The organism is Streptomyces bicolor (assembly GCF_000719285.1).
GTDB classification, from domain to species: Bacteria; Actinomycetota; Actinomycetes; order Streptomycetales; family Streptomycetaceae; genus Streptomyces; species Streptomyces bicolor.
The window spans coordinates 43125-60201 of sequence record NZ_JOFS01000020.1 but is presented as its reverse complement, the minus strand read 5'-3'; the positions used below and the strand labels follow the sequence as shown (position 1 = coordinate 60201).

Below are 17077 nucleotides of genomic sequence, written 5' to 3'. Positions count from 1 at the left end.
CGGACACGGGTTCGACGAGTTTGCGACAAGGAGCAGGCACAGTGCAGCGCTGGCGTGGCTTGGAGGACATCCCCCAGGACTGGGGGCGCAGCGTCGTCACCATCGGCTCCTACGACGGAGTGCACCGCGGGCACCAGTTGATCATCCGGCATGCCGTGGACCGCGCGCGTGAGCTGGGCGTTCCCGCCGTCGTCGTCACCTTCGACCCGCACCCCAGCGAGGTCGTCCGGCCCGGCAGCCACCCGCCCCTGCTGGCCCCGCACCACCGCCGCGCCGAGCTGATGGGCGAACTGGGCGTGGACGCGGTGCTGATCCTGCCGTTCACCACCGAGTTCTCGAAGCTGTCGCCGGCCGACTTCGTGGTCAAGGTCCTGGTCGACAAGCTGCACGCCAAGGCGGTCGTCGAGGGCCCCAACTTCCGCTTCGGACACCGCGCCGCCGGCGACGTCGAGTTCCTCGCCGAACAGGGCAAGATCTACGACTTCGAGGTCGAGGTCGTCGACCTGTACGTGACCGGTGAGGCGGGCGGCGGCGAACCGTTCTCCTCGACCCTGACCCGGCGTCTGGTCGCCGAGGGCGACGTCGGTGGCGCTGCCGAGATCCTCGGCCGTCCGCACCGGGTGGAGGGCGTGGTCGTACGAGGCGCTCAGCGGGGGCGGGAACTCGGTTTCCCGACCGCCAACGTCGAGACCCTGCCGCACACCGCCATCCCCGCCGACGGCGTCTACGCCGGCTGGCTGCACGCCCAGGGCGAGGCGATGCCCGCCGCGATCTCCGTCGGCACGAACCCGCAGTTCGACGGCACGGAGCGGACGGTGGAGGCGTACGCGATCGACCGGGTGGGGCTGGACCTGTACGGCCTGCACGTCGCCGTCGACTTCCTCGCCTTCGTCCGCGGTCAGGCGAAGTTCGAGACGCTGGACGCCCTGCTGGAGCAGATGGCCGAGGACGTCAAGCGCTGCCGGGAGCTGATCGCGGCCGCGGGCTGAACCGTACGACGACGAAGGGCCGGCACCGTGACGGTGCCGGCCCTCTCGCGTTGCGGTCGATGCGCTACTGCTGCTGTGGCGGCATCTGTCCCGGAGGGAACCCGGGCTGCGGCTGTCCGCCGCCGGTCTGGTCGTACGGCTGCTGCGTGAACCCGGGCTGCGGCGCGCCCGTCTGCCACGGCTGACCGGGCTGGACCCCGGGGGGACCCTGGTACGGCTGCCCGCCCTGGTAGGGCTGTCCGCCCTGGTACGGCTGCCCCTGCTGCGGCTGGCCCTGCTGCTGGCCCGGCATCGGGGGAGCCATGGTGGGCGGCTGCTGGTTGCCGTCCGAGGTCCAGAGCCCCTGCTCCTGCTGGGCCCGCACGAAGTCCTCGGCGACCATCGTGGCCAGGTCGAAGTACGCCTCTCGCACCTTCGGCCGCATCATGTCGAGGTCGACCTCGGCGCCCGCCGCCAGATGCTCGTCGAACGGCACGACGATCACGCCTCGGCAGCGCTGCTCGAAGTGGTTGACGATGTCCTCAACCTTGATCATCTTGCCGGTTTCGCGCACCCCCGAGATCACGGTGATGGACCGCGACACCAGCGCCGCGTACCCGTGCGCCGACAGCCAGTCGAGCGTCGTACTGGCACTGCTCGCGCCGTCCACCGACGGCGTCGAGATGATGATCAACTGGTCGGCGAGGTCGAGCACACCGCGCATGGCGCTGTAGAGCAGTCCCGTACCGGAGTCCGTGAGGATGATCGGGTACTGCCTGCCCAGCACGTCGATCGCGCGCCGGTAGTCCTCGTCGTTGAACGTCGTGGACACGGCCGGGTCCACGTCGTTGGCGATGATCTCGAGACCCGACGGCGCCTGCGACGTGAAGCGGCGGATGTCCATGTACGAGTTGAGGTACGGGATCGCCTGGACGAGGTCGCGGATGGTGGCGCCGGTCTCGCGCCGTACCCGTCGGCCGAGCGTGCCGGCGTCCGGGTTGGCGTCGATGGCGAGGATCTTGTCCTGCCGCTCGGTGGCGAGCGTGGCGCCCAGGGCGGTGGTCGTGGTCGTCTTGCCCACGCCGCCCTTGAGGCTGATGACCGCGATCCGGTAGCAGGAGAGCACCGGCGTGCGGATGAGTTCGAGCTTGCGCTGCCTCTCCTGCTCCTCCTTCTTCCCACCGAGCTTGAACTTCGACCCGCCCGGGGTGGGACGGCTGCTCTTGGCCTTCTGCTTCCGGCTGTTGACCAGCCGGTCGGAGGTCAGCTCGACAGCCGCGTTGTAGCCGAGCGGCGCGCCCGGGCCGACCTGGTTGCGCTGGTCGTGCTGCACGCTCTGCGGCCAGGCGGCACCGGTGCGGGGGTCGACTCCGGGCTGGCCGGGGGCCGGTGCGTAGGGCTGCTGGGCCTGCGGCGGCTGCTCCGCCACCGGCGGCTGTCCAGGATGGGCCTGTGCCTGCGGCTGGGGCGGGGCCTGCGGCGGAGCCTGGTGCGCAGGGGGCATGTGCTGACCCGGCTGCGCCTGGGGCTGCTGCTGGGGCTGTGCGGGGGCGGGCTGTTGGGGGTAGCCGTAAGCGCCCTGCGGCGGCTGGGGGGCGGGCTGCTGCGGGTAGCCGTAGGCGCCCTGCGGGTTCTGGGGCGTCGGCTGCTGGGGGTAGCCGTAAGCGCCCTGCGGCGGCTGGGGCGTGGGCTGTTGCGGGTAGCCGTACGCACCCTGCGGCGGCTGGGGGGCGGGCTGCTGCGGGTAGCCGTAGGCGCCCTGCGGGTTCTGTACGGCGGCGTGTGGCGGGAAGCCGTCGGCGCCGTGCGGGGCCTGGTTGGCAGCCGGGGCCTGGGGCTGTTGCGCGGCGGCCGGCCAGCCCGGCTGCGCGGGCTGCGGGGCCTGGGGCTGCTGAGCCGGGGCAGCCGGCTGCTGAGCGGGCGCGGGCGCGGCGGGGGGCTGCTGCTGTGGCTGCCCGGGCGCCGCCGACCACTCCTGCCCGGCGGCCGGTGCCGCGCCGCCCGTGGCCGCCGACGGGAACTCGGGCGGGAGCGGGGGAACGGTCCCCTGCGGAGCCGGCGGGGGAGTCCAGCCGGCCGACGCGTCCTGCTGAGGAGCCGCCTGTGGGGCCGCGTCCGGCTGAGGAGCCGCCTGTGGGGCCGCGTCCTGCTGAGCAGGGGTCGGCTGAACAGCGGCTTGCTGCTGCTCGCCGGTCGGTGCGGTCGAGTCGCCTCCGGAGGGTGCGGCGGCCTGCGGCTCGGCGGGGCCCGCTTCGGCATCGCCGGAGGGGACGGCGGCAGTACCTTCGGCGCTGTCCGAGCCTTCTGCGGCTATGTCGCCGGCGGTACCCGGAACTTGGTGGGCACCCTCCGAGCCGGCACCGTCGGTCGCGTCCTGCCCGGCTGTGGTGTCCGGTCCGGCCGTGGTGTCCGGTCCAGCTGTCGTGTCCGGTCCGGCCGTGGCGTCCTCGCCGGTGTCGGTCGGGGTTGGGGCGGTGCTGGGGGCCGGGGTCGCCGGCACACCGGCGTCCGCCGCCGCTCCCGTCGGCACCTGGGTGCCGTCGGCCGGAGTCGCCGACGTGGCGCCGCTGTCGTGCCCGGCGGCGGCCTCGTTCGTCGCGGGAGCGACCGGCGCGGCGGCGGGCTGCTGGACGTCACTCGTCGTGCCCGTGCCGGCGGACGGGGGTTCGGTCCGGCTCCCGGTGGCCCAGCTACCGGAATCCGTGGCGCCGGCGGGCGCCGCACCCTGGGAACCGCCGGCCTGGGCGGCGGACGGCCCCGGGACCTCGGGGGCCGCCGGCGGAGGGGTGGTCGGCGCGGGCTGGCTCGGGGCGACGTACTGGTTCGGAGCGACGTTCTGGTTCGGGGCCACGTTGGGATTCGCTGCCCAGGGTGCGGGCGGTGCGGGCGGCGTCGCACCGGACGCGCCGTGCGCCGTCGCAGAACCGGACGTATCGCCGTAACCAGGATGGGGCGCCTGAGTCGGAGGGACGGGGGCAGCAGGAGGGGCAGGGGCGGGGGCCGCGGGAGGTGCGGGAGGGGCGGGCGCTGGAGCTGCCGCCTCTCCGGCGGGTGCCGCGCCCTGTGTGTACCAGGCAGGCGCGGCGTAGTCGATGGTGAACTCACCCGTCATCTCGACGGCGGACTCCGCGTCGGACTGGTCATCGCTGGGCGTGGTCCAGCCAGCCCGCAGCCCGTCCCGATCGCTCTGCACAATTCCTCCTGGTGTGGTCGAGCACCCTCGTGCCCTGGGGGCATTCATGTGCCGGGCTGGGGCGACCGTTCCTGTTGTCCGATCCACTGGTGTCCCCTGGACGCGAACAACCCACCCGGGGGTTCCGACGTCGCACCCGCATCAAGCGTAAACGCCACAGGGGTCGGCAGGGCAGGCCCGTCCTGTGTGTGCTCGCACCCGCGGCACTGCTGTCTTCCTCGGGCTACTCCGCCGCGAGCCCGCCGTTGTGCGGTGCGGGCTCGAGGTCGAACTCGCCGTCGCGCGCGCCGAGTACGAAAGCCTGCCACTCCGCCTCCGTGTAGCGCAGCACGGTGTCCGGGTCCAAGGAGGACCGCATGGCCACCGCGCCGCCCGGGAGGTTGGCGATCTCGACGCGCTCCTCGTGCTCCTCGGTGCCGGGTGCGCTGTGCCACTCGACATCCGAGATGTCCAGGGCGTACAGCTCGTCCCGTTCCCTTTCCTTACGTGCCTTGACGTCCTCGTCCGGTGTCCCTGCGGCGCTGCCGGGTGCGTCAGCCATGGTCAAAGGCCCTTTCTGGTGGGCGAACGACGTGCAGGGTCACCTTACTCAGACTCCGCGGGCTCGCACGCTGCAACGATCTGGTCACGAATTGCAGGCAGGCGCCGGGGTGTTCGGGATACGACGAGAGTTTCCGTTCACGCAGAGCCCTCCCGCCCACGGAAGGCGGTCGTTTTCATCCATGAGTGTGCCGTTATGGCTGGGTGGTGACGTCGCCCTCCGGCGGACAGAGTGGACACGGTGGACACAATGGACACCCCGGCTGCCAGAGGTCGTACGCCGAACTCCCCACGATGACACACACGTTCCTGGGAACCCGGACCCATGTGCCACGAACGAGGCTCTCCCGCCGCGAACTCAGTCCGTACGGCGCCACCGAACTCAGTCCGTACGGCGCCGCGAACTCAGTCCATCCGGCGCGCGGCTCCGAGGAGTCCGGTCTCCGCGTCGGTGGGCTGGGTCATCACGTACTGCCGGTGCTTCTGCGTGCACCAGAGGGCAACGCTGTCGGCGAGGGTGGGCAGCGAAGAAGTGTCGTCCCGGCCCAGCCGCATCACCTTGCCCACGACGTCGGCCTCCTGCGGGGAGATCCGCTGCACGCCGACGACGTCGGCGTTGGCCAGCAGTCGCGGGGCGGTGGGGCCGAGATAGGGGAGCAGGGTCAGCACCGACTGCCAGGGCGCCGGGCTGAGGCGGCTCCTCGGCGGGCGGATGCCCAGGTCGCGGATGATGAGCACCGGGCTGGCGGGGGACGGGCCCTGCGGGGCTATCCGCCCCACCTGGTGCACCGTCACACACTGCTGACCGCCGCCGGCCGCCTGCGCCATCGGCGACCACAGCTGGGGACGCGCGGTCTCCACGGCCACGCGAGCGCCGATCGCCGCGGCGCGCAGGGCGACGACCTGGGCCAGCCAGGTGCCGCCCACCATCAGGATGTCCAACCGTGTGGGCCGGCACAGTCCCAGTACCGCGGGCTGGTTGTTGGGGTCGACCCCGAGGATCAGGCCGTCGTCGCCGGCGGGCAGCGCCAACTGCGCCAGTACGTCGGCGTCCACGAGGTGGCGCTCACGCCGGGGGCCGAGCAGACCGAAGGCGGCGCGCAGGCGTCGCTCCGGCCCCTGCCGAGCCGGTTCGGGGTTGCGGGGGAGATGGCCGGGACGCTGCCCGGGCAGGCCCGGCGCCGCGGACCCGAAGCCGGGGCGGCCGGACGCGGGAACGGTGGGGGCGGACATCAGCGGGTACCTCCGAGCGGCAGGGTGGCCAGAACGCCGGGCAGCTGCTCACGGTCGAGCCGCAGCAGACCGATCTTGAACGCGGACGCGGACCGCTCCAAGTGCTGGGTCGCCTGAGCCAGTTCGTTCTCACCGCGGCCGGTGACCCGCACGTGTCCCGACAGCGCCAGGGTGTTGCCCCGCCGCTTGCTGATCGTGAGCGAGAAGGTGCTGGCGAGCGCGGGCGACGAGGTCACCGCGCCGACCAGTTGGGGCAGCGCCGGGCTGCCGGGGCCGAGCTGCGGCCACCGGGAGATCCAGTACGTGGTGTGCCAACGGTCGTCGCAGCGCCAGGCCTTGGTGCTCTCGGCGGTACGGCGGTTGGAGCGGCTGCCGTCGAGCGCGGCACCGCCGGTGGTGGCCAGCGGGTTGACGCAGCTGGAGGTGGCGATGGCCGCGACGATCTCGGACTCGCTCAGCACCTTGGCCTGCAGGCCGGCGCCCATGAGGCGGCTGGCCAGCTGGTCGGCGACCCGCAGCAGCGCCCGCCGGGCCCCCTGAATGCCGCCGCCACGGGCCTCCACGGCCTCCGGGCACAGCTCCGGGTCGAACTTGAGCGCGACCCAGGTGAGCCGCATACCCGGAGTCATGCTCTGCGCCTGCAGCGGCCCGTAGGAGCGGACCGCCATGGCCTGCGGAGGCAGGTGCGTCGCCGGCGCGGGCTGGGTGTGCTGGACGACCTGGACGGAGGCGAGCCGGATGTCGTCCACCTCGAGCAGACCCTGGATCAGGTCGAGGGGAATGTCCCGGGTGCCCTGCGTCGGGCGCAGCGGAATGTCCGCGGCCTCCACCTGCACGAGGGCGGTGAGGAACGTACCGTCACCGACCATGCCGATCTCGCGCTGCTCACGGTCCTGGAAGGCGTAGGTCCGCAGCGCCGGGTCGCACTCGACGGCCGGGGCGAAGCCGGGGTCCGTGCCGGGCGGTACGGGCTCGGCGTTGCGCTTGCGGCGGTCTCGCAGGGCACGAGCGGTGGCGAACCACTCGGGCAGCGGCCGACCGCGCCTTCGCAGCAGCCCGGCCAGGACGAGCGGTACGGCCAGCACGATGCCGATGGTGAGACCGATGGGGCGCAGCAGCCAGCCGATCAACAGCACCGCGGCGGCCAGCTCGAAGCCGACCAGCTGCTGGACCCGGATGGGGCCGATGCTGCCGGGCCGCCTGGCGAGCACCGGCGTGACCGGGCTCTGGCGAGTAGGGGTTGCGGACCGCTGCGCGGGTTCCGGCCCTTGGTTTTCCTGCGTGCGACGGCTGCCGTTACGGCGCCGGGACCTGGTCGCAGTGCTCATCCCCCGCTACAACCCCTTTGCATTCTCTGGCCGCGACTTGAGCTGGCGGCGCACCACCGTACCCCGTACCGTACGGTGCGATCGTCACACGGCATAGTAGAGGTCCCTGCAGGAGCAAACGCCACGGAGTACCGGGCGGCCCTGGGGAGTTCCGCATACGGAAACAAAGCGAAAAAACGGGGAGTTGACCCATCGATGGCGACACGTCGGGATGAGCTGAACGCCTACTCCTTTGCGCGCAGGCGCACGGTGGCGGCGTTCTTGCAGCCGTCCCCGCACGGTTCCGAGGAGGCCGCGCCGCGCCCCCTCAAGACCGTCCTGCCGAGTGTCGGCGTGGCGGCACTGGTGCTCGTCGTATTCGGAGCGTGGGGCATGCTCAGCCCGACCGCGCCGAAGGGCTGGGACACCCAGGGCAAGAACATCCTCGTCGGCAGCGAGTCGACGACACGGTACGTGCTGGTGAAGACCAAGGGCGAGGACAAGCTCAGCCTGCACCCGGTCCTCAACCTCGCGTCCGCCAAGCTTCTGCTGAACGGCGAGAACCCACAGGTCATCAAGATCAAGGAATCGGTGCTCGACGAGAGCAAGTACCCGATGGGGGCGACCGTCGGGATTCCGTTCGCGCCGGATCGGCTTCCTTCTCCCGATGACGCGGAGAAGGCGAAGGTGTGGGCGTTGTGTGAGGCGCCGGGTAAGGACGGCCAGCCCGTCAGGGCGACGTATGTGCTGGACCAGGGCGATTACGACAACCTGCTGCACAAGGGCAACAAGGAGCTGAACCCGCGGCAGGCGCTGTACATCGAGGGGCCGGTCGCTAGCGGCGCGGTCAGCGGTGGCGGGCCGCGGTACCTGGTCACTTCGGACGGACGGGCCTACTTGATGGGCGGCGTGGGGTGGAAGCTCCAGACCGAGGCGGCGCTGAAGAGGCTGGAGCGAGCCGTTATCGGTGACGGCATGGAGCCGCAGAAGGTCAGCGCGGACTTCATCAACACGCTGAACGTCGTGGGAGACGTCGACTTCCCCGATCTGGGGTCGGCCGTGGCGACGCAGGCGAATGTCGACGACCTCGATCCCAGCCTGTCCAAGGTGGGCCTCATCCTCGAAGCCCCGTCCAACAACACGACGCAGAAGTACATCGTGCTGAAGGACCGAGTTCAGCGTGTGTCCGACTTCACGGCGCAGATGTGGCTGCTGAGCCCCTGGGCGGAGGGCGTGTACGGCGGCAAGACCCCGGCGCCGGTGAAGGTCTCCTTCAACGACATGCCGCCCGCGGACGGCGAGTGGATGTCGCAGAAGAACTGGCCCAAGGAACCGGTGAAGCAGGCCAACACGCACTGGGAGCAGGCCGGCAACAAGGTCTCGTGCAGCATCTGGCACGGCAAGAACGACGAGTTCACCGGCTTGCCGCAGATGACCGTCTGGGCCGGCCAGGACTACCCGAAGGACGTCGCCCAGAACGGCTCCAGCACGTATGTCTCACCCGGCAGCGGCCTCCTGTTCAAGCGGATCACGGGGACCGACGGCGGCGGAGGCAGCACCTACCTGGTGACTGACACCGGGCTGCGCTACTCGGTTCCGACCCGCAACGACAGCCAGGTCACCGGCGGCGAGAAGGCCGACGGCCAACAGACCAACACCGCGCAGGTGCGGCTCGGCTACGGGAAGATCCGCGCGGTCCCGGTGCGGGCGGCGTGGGCGGACCTGCTCGCGGCGGGTCCGGAGCTCAGCAGCGGCAACGCCGAGCAGGCGCAGGGCTCTTAGCGAGACGGGCGCAGGGCTCTTGGCGAGCCGGATACCGACCTCCTACACGCACCACGAGGTCAACTCATCAAACACTCAATGAACTGCCATGTGAAAAAGATGAGTTGGCTTCATCCCGATCCTGCTACAGGATCCGTCTGATGTTCGCTCTGTCGGTGGATGCGACTAGAGTGGAAGCAGACCAGACTGGATACGCCCGCCGTTTGCACGGCGTTGGCGTGCCACGTATGGATCTATCCAGAACTCCTACGTCTCATGGGGGACACAGCATGGCTGGACAGCAGTTCACCATGACCGAGGAGGAGATGGTCGCGTTCAGCGGCAAGATCTCCTCGGTCAACTCCTCGATCCAGGGCGAGATCCGTCGCCTGCAGACCGTGATCGACACGATCACGGGCGGGTGGAAGGGCTCGGCGGCCACCGCGTACAACAACCTGCAGTCGCAGGTGAACCAGGATGCGAACAAGATCAACCAGATCTTGAACGACATCAAGGAAGCCATCGACCAGAGCACCAAGGCCTACGCGGCTTCGGAAGAGGAGCAGCGGGCTTCCATCCAGAACATCGCGGCTTCGTCCCCGTTCGGATGATCGGCCCCGTGCGCCGCGGCGCACGTCCGTGACCGACTATCCATACATCTGAGGAGACACAAGACATGTCCGGGCAGATCCTCGTCAATTTTGCCACGATCTCCCAGGCCTCCCAGGACGTCCGCTCGACGGCGAACAACATCCGCCGTCAGCTGGACGACCTCGAGGCCGGCGTCAAGCGGATCGCCGCCAGCTGGGAAGGCCAGGCGCAGGAGTCCTACCGTGCCAAGCAGGCCGAGTGGGACCAGCGCGCCAACTCCATGCAGCAGACGCTGGAGGCCATCGCGAAGGCCCTCGACAGCGCCGCTCAGAACTACCAGGCGACCGAGTCGAAGAACGCCCAGATCTGGGGCGGCTGACGTGATCGCTTGATGGGGGCGGGCGCGCGACGGCGCGCTCGCCCCCATTGGCGGTTGACGGGTCGGGCGGATGACGGGCCGTGGAGACCATTTCGGCAGGTGCCGATCTCTGGTCTCCGGCCCTTCGGATCTCGGGACTTCGGATCTCGGGGACTTCGGGTCTTCGGACCCTGGGGCTCTGGGGCTCTGGGCCTCCGGACTTTGAACTCCGCACGGCCAGTAGCAGGAACGAAACGGGAGGACGTAAGACAGTGGGATCCGGGGCATCGCGCGCCGCACGCCGGAGCGCCGCAGGCACCGCCGCCCTGGCGGTCCTCGCCTGCGGGCTACCCTTCGCGGGCGCAGCACCGGCCGCCGCCGCGGAGCAGGTGCGGACCACCTTGGCCGACGACGACGTGCGTTTCCAGATCGACGACACCAGTTGCTCGTTCCCGTCCGACCCGATCAAGGGAACGCCCTGGTCCCTCCAGCGCATCGTCCCCGACCAGCTGTGGGCGGACACCAAGGGCAAGGGCATCAAGGTCGCCGTCATCGACACCGGCGTCGACATCGTCAACGCGCAGCTGCGGAAGGCCGTTGTCAACGGCACGGACTTCTTGAAAAAGGGCGGCACGGGCAAGACCGACCCCACGGTGGGGCACGGCACCAAGGTGGCCGGCATCATTGCCGCGCGTAAGTCGGACGAGACCGGTTTCATCGGTATCGCCCCGGAAGCCACGATCATCCCGATCCGGCAGAACGACGACCAGGGCAGCGGCAATGTCCGCACGATGATCCAGGCCATCATGTGGGCGGCCGACCACGGCGCCGACATCATCAACATCTCGCAGGACACCGCCTCAAAGATGCCTCCGCAGGTCGACGAGGCCTTCCGGGCGGCCATCAAGTACGCCCAGGAACAGAAAGACATCCTGATCGTCGCCGCGGCCGGCAACAACGGTGCGGACGGCGAGATCAAGGAGACGTACCCGGCGGCGTACCCCGGCGTCCTGGCGGTCGCGGCCTCCGACCGCAACAACGCCCGCGCCCCCTTCTCCCAGTCGGGCAAGTTCGTGGGCGTCGCGGCACCCGGCATCGACATGGTCTCGACGGTCCCCGTGGGCGGCCACTGCGTCGACCAGGGCACCAGTTTCGCGGCCCCATACGTCTCGGGCGTCGCGGCCCTGATCCGCGCCAAGCACCCCGACTGGACCTACAAGCAGGTCATCACCCAGATCGAACAGACCGCGGACCGCACCAAGCCGAACCGCGACGACTTCGTCGGCTGGGGTGTCGTCGACCCGGCCGCCGCGGTCAACGACGACTCGACGGAGCCGTCGGAGGACGGTCCGACGCCGGACCAGGTCGGGGCCGCGGGCGGCTCGGCGAATGTCGAGGCTGCGACGCTGGTGCTTGGGGAGTCTCGGCAGGAGCGGACGGAGCGGTATGCGTTGTACGTGTTCGCGACTGGGTTCGCTGCGGTGCTTCTTCTGTTCGGTGGTGGTCGGGTGTTGAGTGACTGGCGACGCAGACAGGGCATGAGTAACAACGTGGAGTCAACGGGGAGCTGAGGATGGCTGAGCAGTACAAGGTCGATCTGAGTGAGATCGAGGGCACGATCACGAAGCTGAATGGCGTCATCAAGGACATGACGACGTCCAAGTCGAGCTGCATGGGCAAGACTTACCTGCCGCAGGGGGCGCTTGGGACGGGCTTCGGCGAGGCCGAAGCGCTGTACAAGGCCCACGAAGCGATGAAGGAACGACTTTACGAGATCGTCGCGCACTTGGAAGAGGTGTTGGACGACTTCGGGACGAAGACGAAGAGGACGCATGACGCGTTCAGCGACGCTGAGGCAGAGAACTATGCGGCGTTCAACGGGAAGTAACGGGGTGTCCTGCTACGTGGATGTGAGGGGGCTGTAGACATGGGCGACAAGGACGTCGACAACTTCGAGTATGTCGAAGTAAATCAGTGCGTGTCGGAAAAGCACACCACGCCATTCGGGCTCGATTACGACATGGACCAAATGAAAGACATGGTCCGAGATGCCGATCCGAGAACCGTAGAGTTGGTGGCAGAGGCTTGGACGGCCCTCAGTAAGGACCTCGTCGGACCTGGCGGGATCAAGGAGAGTCTTGACACGGCTGTCCAGCACGTCCTCGCCCACTGGGAAGGACAGAGCGCGGATCTGTTCAGGGCACGGGCGCAGGTGATCGGCAAGAAGATCACAGACAGCTCCAAGTACGCCGACAACACCTCGCAATCTCTCAAGGGCGCCGCTGCGAAGCTTGCAGAGATCAAGCCTCAGGTCATGGCGATGGAGAAGCCGAGCAAGCTCTCCAGCGGGGCGGACTATATCGGCAACCTGGGTGACCGGGACGGCGGTCCGGCTGCGGACAACGCCATCCGGGGCGGGGCCAGCTCGCAGCAGGCCCTCGACGACAACGCGGGCAGCTTGTCGGAGGGTAAGGAACGGCAGCTCCAGATGGCTGCGAAGATGGAGATGCTGGGGGCAGCTTACAACAGCCGAGCCCGGGAACTGGGGTCGTGGAAGCCCGGCAGTGTCAACGACAGTGATACCTATCCAGGCGATCCTGGCGGCGCTGCACCTGCTCCTGCTCCTGTAATTGTCCCCGCCGGGACTGCGACTCGAAGTCCGCAAGGTGCGACAGGCGGGACCGCTCGGGGAAGCCAGGCCGGTAGGGTCGCTCCGTCGAAGCCAGTAGCCCCGCCTGCGGGTATCACCGGCGGCGCACACAAGCCGACCCCGCCACAGCCGCAGGTCAGCACTGCGATTGACGGCGTTTCCGGTGGCCGCCCTGGTGCACCCACGGTTGGCGGCGCCAGCACGGTTGGCGGTGGATCCACTGGCGTCGGTGGTGGATCTGGTGTCGTCGGCGGTGCGGCCGGCGGGGCGGTTGGGGCCGGTGCCGCTCGCGGCGGCATGGCCAATCGTGCCGGTGCAGCGGGCATGGCGGGTCGCGCCGGTGCTGGAGGCATGGGTGGTGCCGCTGGCGCAGGTGCAGCCAAGGGCGGTGCCGCGCGTGCCGGAGGCATGGCTCGCCAGAGCGGTGGCGTAGTTGGCGGGGCGCCCAGGACGGGTGCAGGTGCGGGCAGGGGCACTGCCGGTGGCTCGGGTCTGCACAGCAGCCGTGGTGCCGCTGGTGCCGCTGGACGGGGAGCCGCAGCTACTCGCAAGGGTGGCATGGTCGGCGTCCCTGGCGCACGCACCGGTCGCCCCAAGGACCAGGAGCAGCGCGAGGGCGAGCGTCCCGACTACTTGGTCGAGGACGAGGAGACCTGGGCCCCGCAGACCAATGCGGCGCCTCGCGTCATCGAGGAGTAGTCGGTTGGCTCTCACCGGCACGTGACAGGATGCGTGGGCGTGGCCTCCGGGTCACGCCCACGTTTCGGTATGGGAGAGGAAGAAGGAATGGCCTTCACGCGAACTGTGCGCGCTCTGGGCGCCACGGCACTGACGGGCGCGCTGATACTGGCGGCGGCTCCTACTGCCTCCGCAGACCAGACCAGACGTGATCAGTGGGCATTGGAGGCACTGCAGGCCGAGTCTGTCTGGAAGGTATCCAAAGGCAAGGGCGTCACAGTCGCAGTCATTGATGTTGGCGTGAACGCTGAGCACGTGGATCTGAAAAGTAACGTCCTCAAAGGCAAAGATTTTGTCGATGGGGATGATGATGCCTCGCCTGAAGCCTCGGATAATAAGCCGACCCACGGCACGCAGATGGCCGCAATTATCGCAGGACATGGGCATGGGCCCAGTGCGGCAGACGGCGTAATGGGTCTAGCGCCAGAAGCCAAGATTCTCCCTATCCGCGCGGACCTGGCCGGGTTTGCAGACGAGATTCGCTACGCGGTGGACAATGGGGCCTCTGTCATTAATATTTCCATGGATATTCGTGATGAGTACTCGGAAGCTGGCGGTTCTGTCGAAGATATGGAGGCGATCTCCTACGCGCTCGAGCATGACGTCCTAATCGTGGCCGGAACCGGAAACCAAGGGAAACGGAGAGTTGGATTCCCTGCTATGGCCCCGGGTGTCTTGGCGGTGGGAGGGGTTAACCAGAGTGGAAATGTTTGGCAAGATTCCAACTACGGACCCGAAGTTCTGTTGACCGCCCCTGCCACGCGTATTGTGAGCGCAGGATGGCCTGGCAACAATCTCCAGATCGGAGATGGTACTTCGGACTCGACGGCGTTCGTATCAGCAGCTGCTGCCTTGCTCCGGTCGAAGTTCCCGGACCTCACGGCAGGGCAGATCGCAAATCGCCTCGTAAAGACCGCCGTCCTTCCCGACTCCGCCAAGGGACTTTCCCTCCCCGACGAAAAGTACGGCTACGGCACCATCCGCCCGCTCGCTGCGCTGACGGAGGACATCCCCGCAGGCTCGAAGTACGGGCCGCTTAAGGCCCCTGGATCTGAGAGCTCCTCCGCTGCTCCAAGCACCGGCAAGTCCGACGCCGAGTACGCCGCAGAAAACAAAAAGGCAGACCAGAAGCAGATGCTGTTCTTCGTCATCCTCGGCGTCATCGCCCTGGCCGTGATCGGCCTCATCGTGCTCCTGATCGTGAAGCGGTCCCGGCGTAATAGCAACAACAGCGGTGGACCCGGCGGTCCTGCCGGCTACCCGCAATACGGTCAGCAGCCCTACCCGCCCCAGCAGAACCCGTACCAGCAGCAGGGGCCGCCGCAGCAACCGAACCCGTACCAGCAGCAGCCCACTCCGCCGCAGGGGCAGTGGCCGCCGCAGCAGTAGCCGCGGATTCGGTGCAGCGCGAAACTCGACATGAAGGTCGCGTGGGCGCAAAGACAATATTTTGTCTTTGCGCCCACGTTCACGTTTGGGTAAGGGACAGGAAGACGGAATGGTCCTCGCTCAGGCAATCCGCACGGTTGGCTGCGGAGTATTGACCGGTGCACTGGTTTTTGTCTCAACTCCGCTTGCGACGGCAGATCAGATCAGACAAGATCAGTGGGCGCTGGAAGCGCTCAACGCCCAGTCTGTGTGGAATATCTCTCAAGGAAGCGGGGTAACAGTTGCTGTCATTGATGATGGCGTGAATGCCAACCACATCGACCTTCAGGGCAACGTCCTTGAAGGGAAAGACTTCATGGACGGGGGTCCTACGACCCCACGTTCCGGTGACGACCACGGCACGGCTATGGCGTCAATCATCGTGGCGCACGGCCATGGCACTAACGATGGCGTCATCGGATTGGCGCCGAAGGCAAAATCTTGCCGGTTCGTGATTTTGGTACAGATGGGCCAGGATATCCCACGTCCATTCCATACGCAGTTGACCACGGCGCCTCCGTGATCAGCGTCTCTATGTGCTTCGATTCTACCGACCCTCGCCAGATAGAAGCAGCTAATGAGGCTGTAGCTTATGCTTTGAGTCGTGACGTGTTGGTAGTTGGTGGAGCCGGAAATGAGGGCGATAAAGGCGGTAAGTGCTATCCAGCCGCTTCGCCGGGTGCCTTGGGCGTAGGCGCCGTAAAGAATGACGGCTTCATCTGGGAGGGCTCGAACCCGGGGGACTTTGTGTCATTGGCTGCTCCCGGTACTCACATTGTCTCCGCAAGCGGATCCGGCAACGAATATCGTTCTGGAACCGGTACATCTGATGCCACTGCGTATGTTGCGGCAGCGGCTGCCCTCCTTCGATCAAAATTTCCTGACCTTACGGCAGGCCAGATCGCAAACCGCCTCGTGAAGACAGCGGCCCTACCGGATGCCGAGAAGGGCCTGTCCCTGCCGGACAAGCGGTACGGCTACGGCATCATCCAGCCGCTCGCAGCACTGAAAGAGGACATCCCGGCCGGCTCGAACTACGGTCCCCTCACCGTTCCGGAGTCCCTCAAGGAGAAGTCGGCCGCTCCTGCGATCGGCATGTCCGATGAGGAACAGGCAAGGGCTGATCGAAAGGCAATCATTGCCTGGACTGTCATCGGTGTCGGGGGACTGGCTGTCATCGGCCTGATTGTGCTCTTGATCGCCAAGCGGTCCCGACGAAACAGCAACCAGACTGGCGCTCCTGGCGGTCGTGCCGGCTACCCGCAATACGCTCAGCAGCCCTTCCCGCCCCAGCACAACCCGTATCAGCAGCAGGTTTCGCCGCACCAGAACCCGTACCAGCACCCAACCCCGCCTCACAGCCAGTGGCCGCCCCAGCAGTAGCGGCCTGATACGGCTCAGATCCCAGCGGGCGTGATGCGACCAGGCATCACGCCCGCTGGGCATAGTGCGAGTACCAGTGGCTCCAGTCTTACCGACGGAGGAGTCACAATCCCGGTGCGCGTCAGGCAACCTACGTTTCACCGCTTCCTGCGGCGCCGCAGGAACCATTTCGCCCCGTGCTCCGCACAGTCAGCGGATCGGTGGCGTCCACCCGCACTACGGGGCCGTCGTCCAGTCCCAGCACCAAGACGAACCCACCCGTGACAGACCGTTCACCCCGGACACTGCGGACGGTCCGCCACGCCCCGCGCAACTGGACCTGCTCCCCCGGTTGGACCGTGACCGCGGCGATCTCCCTTTCGATCGGGACAGCCGCGATGACCGGCGCCTTCAGCTCGGCCCACACCGTCTTCCCGATGCCGCCCTCGCGTTTCTGTACGCCCCAGCGGTGAGTCAGCGCATCCACGAGCAGCAATCCACGTCCCCCGTCCTCGTCCTCGCCGGGACTTCGTACCTCGGGCCTGCCCTCCGCAGCGTCGCTTACCTCCAGCCGCAGCAGCCCGTCCGCCTCGGAGTGCGCGATGCGGATGCCCACCTGGCGGTCACCTGGGGCCCGTGCCCGCAGTGCGTTGGTGACAAGCTCCGACAGCACCAGCTCCGCCGTATCGATGGCTTCTTGATCGATTCCCCAGGTGCCGAGCACTGCGGTGACCAGGGCTCGCGCCCGGGGAACGCTGCCGCGACGGCGGGACAGCTGAAACGCGACTTGGTTCAGTACGGCCATGGCAGCCCCCGGGGAGTAGATGCTTGACCGGGATCCCCTACAGAGAAGGCCAGTTGGGCAGCGGGACACCGGTGTCCATGGCCAACAGAATGAAGGTGCACCAACTCAATCTGCAACGTTTCCATTTGAGGCGGCAGCAATAT

At 68.0% G+C, this 17077-nt stretch carries 13 protein-coding genes and 1 pseudogene; 9 read left to right on the top strand and 5 right to left on the bottom strand.

Annotated elements, in window-relative coordinates; genetic code table 11:
- Window positions 1–41 precede the first annotated feature (41 nt).
- Window positions 42–989 carry a bifunctional riboflavin kinase/FAD synthetase gene (locus tag IF78_RS0125385; protein WP_031484937.1) on the top strand — a complete coding sequence of 316 codons (948 nt, stop codon included), beginning with the start codon at window positions 42–44 and terminating at the stop codon, window positions 987–989.
- A 64-nt stretch (window positions 990–1053) separates the two neighbouring features.
- Here the strand turns inward: IF78_RS0125385 and IF78_RS0125380 are convergent, their stop codons facing one another.
- The 4 genes from IF78_RS0125380 to eccE all read right to left on the bottom strand — a co-directional run bounded on the left by IF78_RS0125380 (window position 1054) and on the right by eccE (window position 7262).
- Window positions 1054–4161, bottom strand: coding sequence for an SCO5717 family growth-regulating ATPase (locus IF78_RS0125380; RefSeq protein ID WP_031484935.1), 3108 nt, complete (start codon window positions 4159–4161; stop codon window positions 1054–1056).
- A gap of 223 nt (window positions 4162–4384) precedes the next feature.
- Window positions 4385–4702: a DUF397 domain-containing protein gene (locus IF78_RS0125375; protein WP_031484933.1), complete on the bottom strand. Its 318-nt coding sequence runs from the start codon at window positions 4700–4702 to the stop codon at window positions 4385–4387.
- 404 nt (window positions 4703–5106) lie between these two features.
- Entirely contained in the window at window positions 5107–5934 is an 828-nt protein-coding gene (locus tag IF78_RS0125370) for a hypothetical protein (protein WP_031484931.1), read from the bottom strand.
- Complete coding sequence (gene eccE, locus IF78_RS0125365; protein WP_031484929.1) at window positions 5934–7262, bottom strand: type VII secretion protein EccE; 1329 nt, start codon at window positions 7260–7262, stop codon at window positions 5934–5936. The genes IF78_RS0125370 and eccE overlap by 1 nt, the downstream gene beginning before the upstream one ends.
- A gap of 195 nt (window positions 7263–7457) precedes the next feature.
- Between eccE and eccB the strand changes: the two genes are divergently transcribed.
- The 8 genes and pseudogenes from eccB to IF78_RS43905 all read left to right on the top strand — a co-directional run bounded on the left by eccB (window position 7458) and on the right by IF78_RS43905 (window position 16150).
- Window positions 7458–9023, top strand: a complete 1566-nt coding sequence (gene eccB / locus IF78_RS0125360) for a type VII secretion protein EccB (protein WP_031484927.1) — start codon at window positions 7458–7460, stop codon at window positions 9021–9023.
- A 269-nt stretch (window positions 9024–9292) separates the two neighbouring features.
- Entirely contained in the window at window positions 9293–9613 is a 321-nt protein-coding gene (locus tag IF78_RS0125355; RefSeq protein ID WP_031484925.1) for a WXG100 family type VII secretion target, read from the top strand.
- A 65-nt stretch (window positions 9614–9678) separates the two neighbouring features.
- Entirely contained in the window at window positions 9679–9972 is a 294-nt protein-coding gene (locus tag IF78_RS0125350) for a WXG100 family type VII secretion target (RefSeq protein WP_031484924.1), read from the top strand.
- A 251-nt stretch (window positions 9973–10223) separates the two neighbouring features.
- Window positions 10224–11522 carry a type VII secretion-associated serine protease mycosin gene (gene mycP / locus IF78_RS0125345; protein ID WP_031484921.1) on the top strand — a complete coding sequence of 433 codons (1299 nt, stop codon included), beginning with the start codon at window positions 10224–10226 and terminating at the stop codon, window positions 11520–11522.
- A gap of 2 nt (window positions 11523–11524) precedes the next feature.
- Complete coding sequence (locus tag IF78_RS0125340) at window positions 11525–11839, top strand: WXG100 family type VII secretion target (RefSeq protein WP_031484919.1); 315 nt, start codon at window positions 11525–11527, stop codon at window positions 11837–11839.
- Window positions 11840–11878: 39 nt separating this feature from the next.
- Window positions 11879–13300, top strand: a complete 1422-nt coding sequence (locus IF78_RS46435) for a hypothetical protein (RefSeq protein WP_031484917.1) — start codon at window positions 11879–11881, stop codon at window positions 13298–13300.
- Window positions 13301–13387: 87 nt separating this feature from the next.
- Window positions 13388–14728, top strand: a complete 1341-nt coding sequence (locus IF78_RS0125330) for a S8 family serine peptidase (RefSeq protein ID WP_051828157.1) — start codon at window positions 13388–13390, stop codon at window positions 14726–14728.
- A 109-nt stretch (window positions 14729–14837) separates the two neighbouring features.
- Window positions 14838–16150, top strand: a pseudogene (locus IF78_RS43905) (S8 family serine peptidase).
- A gap of 130 nt (window positions 16151–16280) precedes the next feature.
- Here IF78_RS43905 and IF78_RS43900 read toward each other — a convergent pair.
- Window positions 16281–16934, bottom strand: coding sequence for an ATP-binding protein (locus tag IF78_RS43900; protein WP_037641186.1), 654 nt, complete (start codon window positions 16932–16934; stop codon window positions 16281–16283).
- Window positions 16935–17077 lie beyond the last annotated feature (143 nt).

Coding starts and splice junctions, on each gene's coding strand:
- IF78_RS0125350 (WP_031484924.1), top strand. CDS start 9,679: ATGTCCGGGCAGATCCTCGTCAATTTTGCCACGATCTCCCAGGCCTCC.
- IF78_RS0125375 (WP_031484933.1), bottom strand. CDS start 4,702: ATGGCTGACGCACCCGGCAGCGCCGCAGGGACACCGGACGAGGACGTC.
- eccE (WP_031484929.1), bottom strand. CDS start 7,262: ATGAGCACTGCGACCAGGTCCCGGCGCCGTAACGGCAGCCGTCGCACG.
- eccB (WP_031484927.1), top strand. CDS start 7,458: ATGGCGACACGTCGGGATGAGCTGAACGCCTACTCCTTTGCGCGCAGG.
- IF78_RS0125340 (WP_031484919.1), top strand. CDS start 11,525: ATGGCTGAGCAGTACAAGGTCGATCTGAGTGAGATCGAGGGCACGATC.
- IF78_RS0125370 (WP_031484931.1), bottom strand. CDS start 5,934: ATGTCCGCCCCCACCGTTCCCGCGTCCGGCCGCCCCGGCTTCGGGTCC.
- IF78_RS46435 (WP_031484917.1), top strand. CDS start 11,879: ATGGGCGACAAGGACGTCGACAACTTCGAGTATGTCGAAGTAAATCAG.
- IF78_RS43900 (WP_037641186.1), bottom strand. CDS start 16,934: ATGGCCGTACTGAACCAAGTCGCGTTTCAGCTGTCCCGCCGTCGCGGC.
- IF78_RS0125330 (WP_051828157.1), top strand. CDS start 13,388: ATGGCCTTCACGCGAACTGTGCGCGCTCTGGGCGCCACGGCACTGACG.
- IF78_RS0125355 (WP_031484925.1), top strand. CDS start 9,293: ATGGCTGGACAGCAGTTCACCATGACCGAGGAGGAGATGGTCGCGTTC.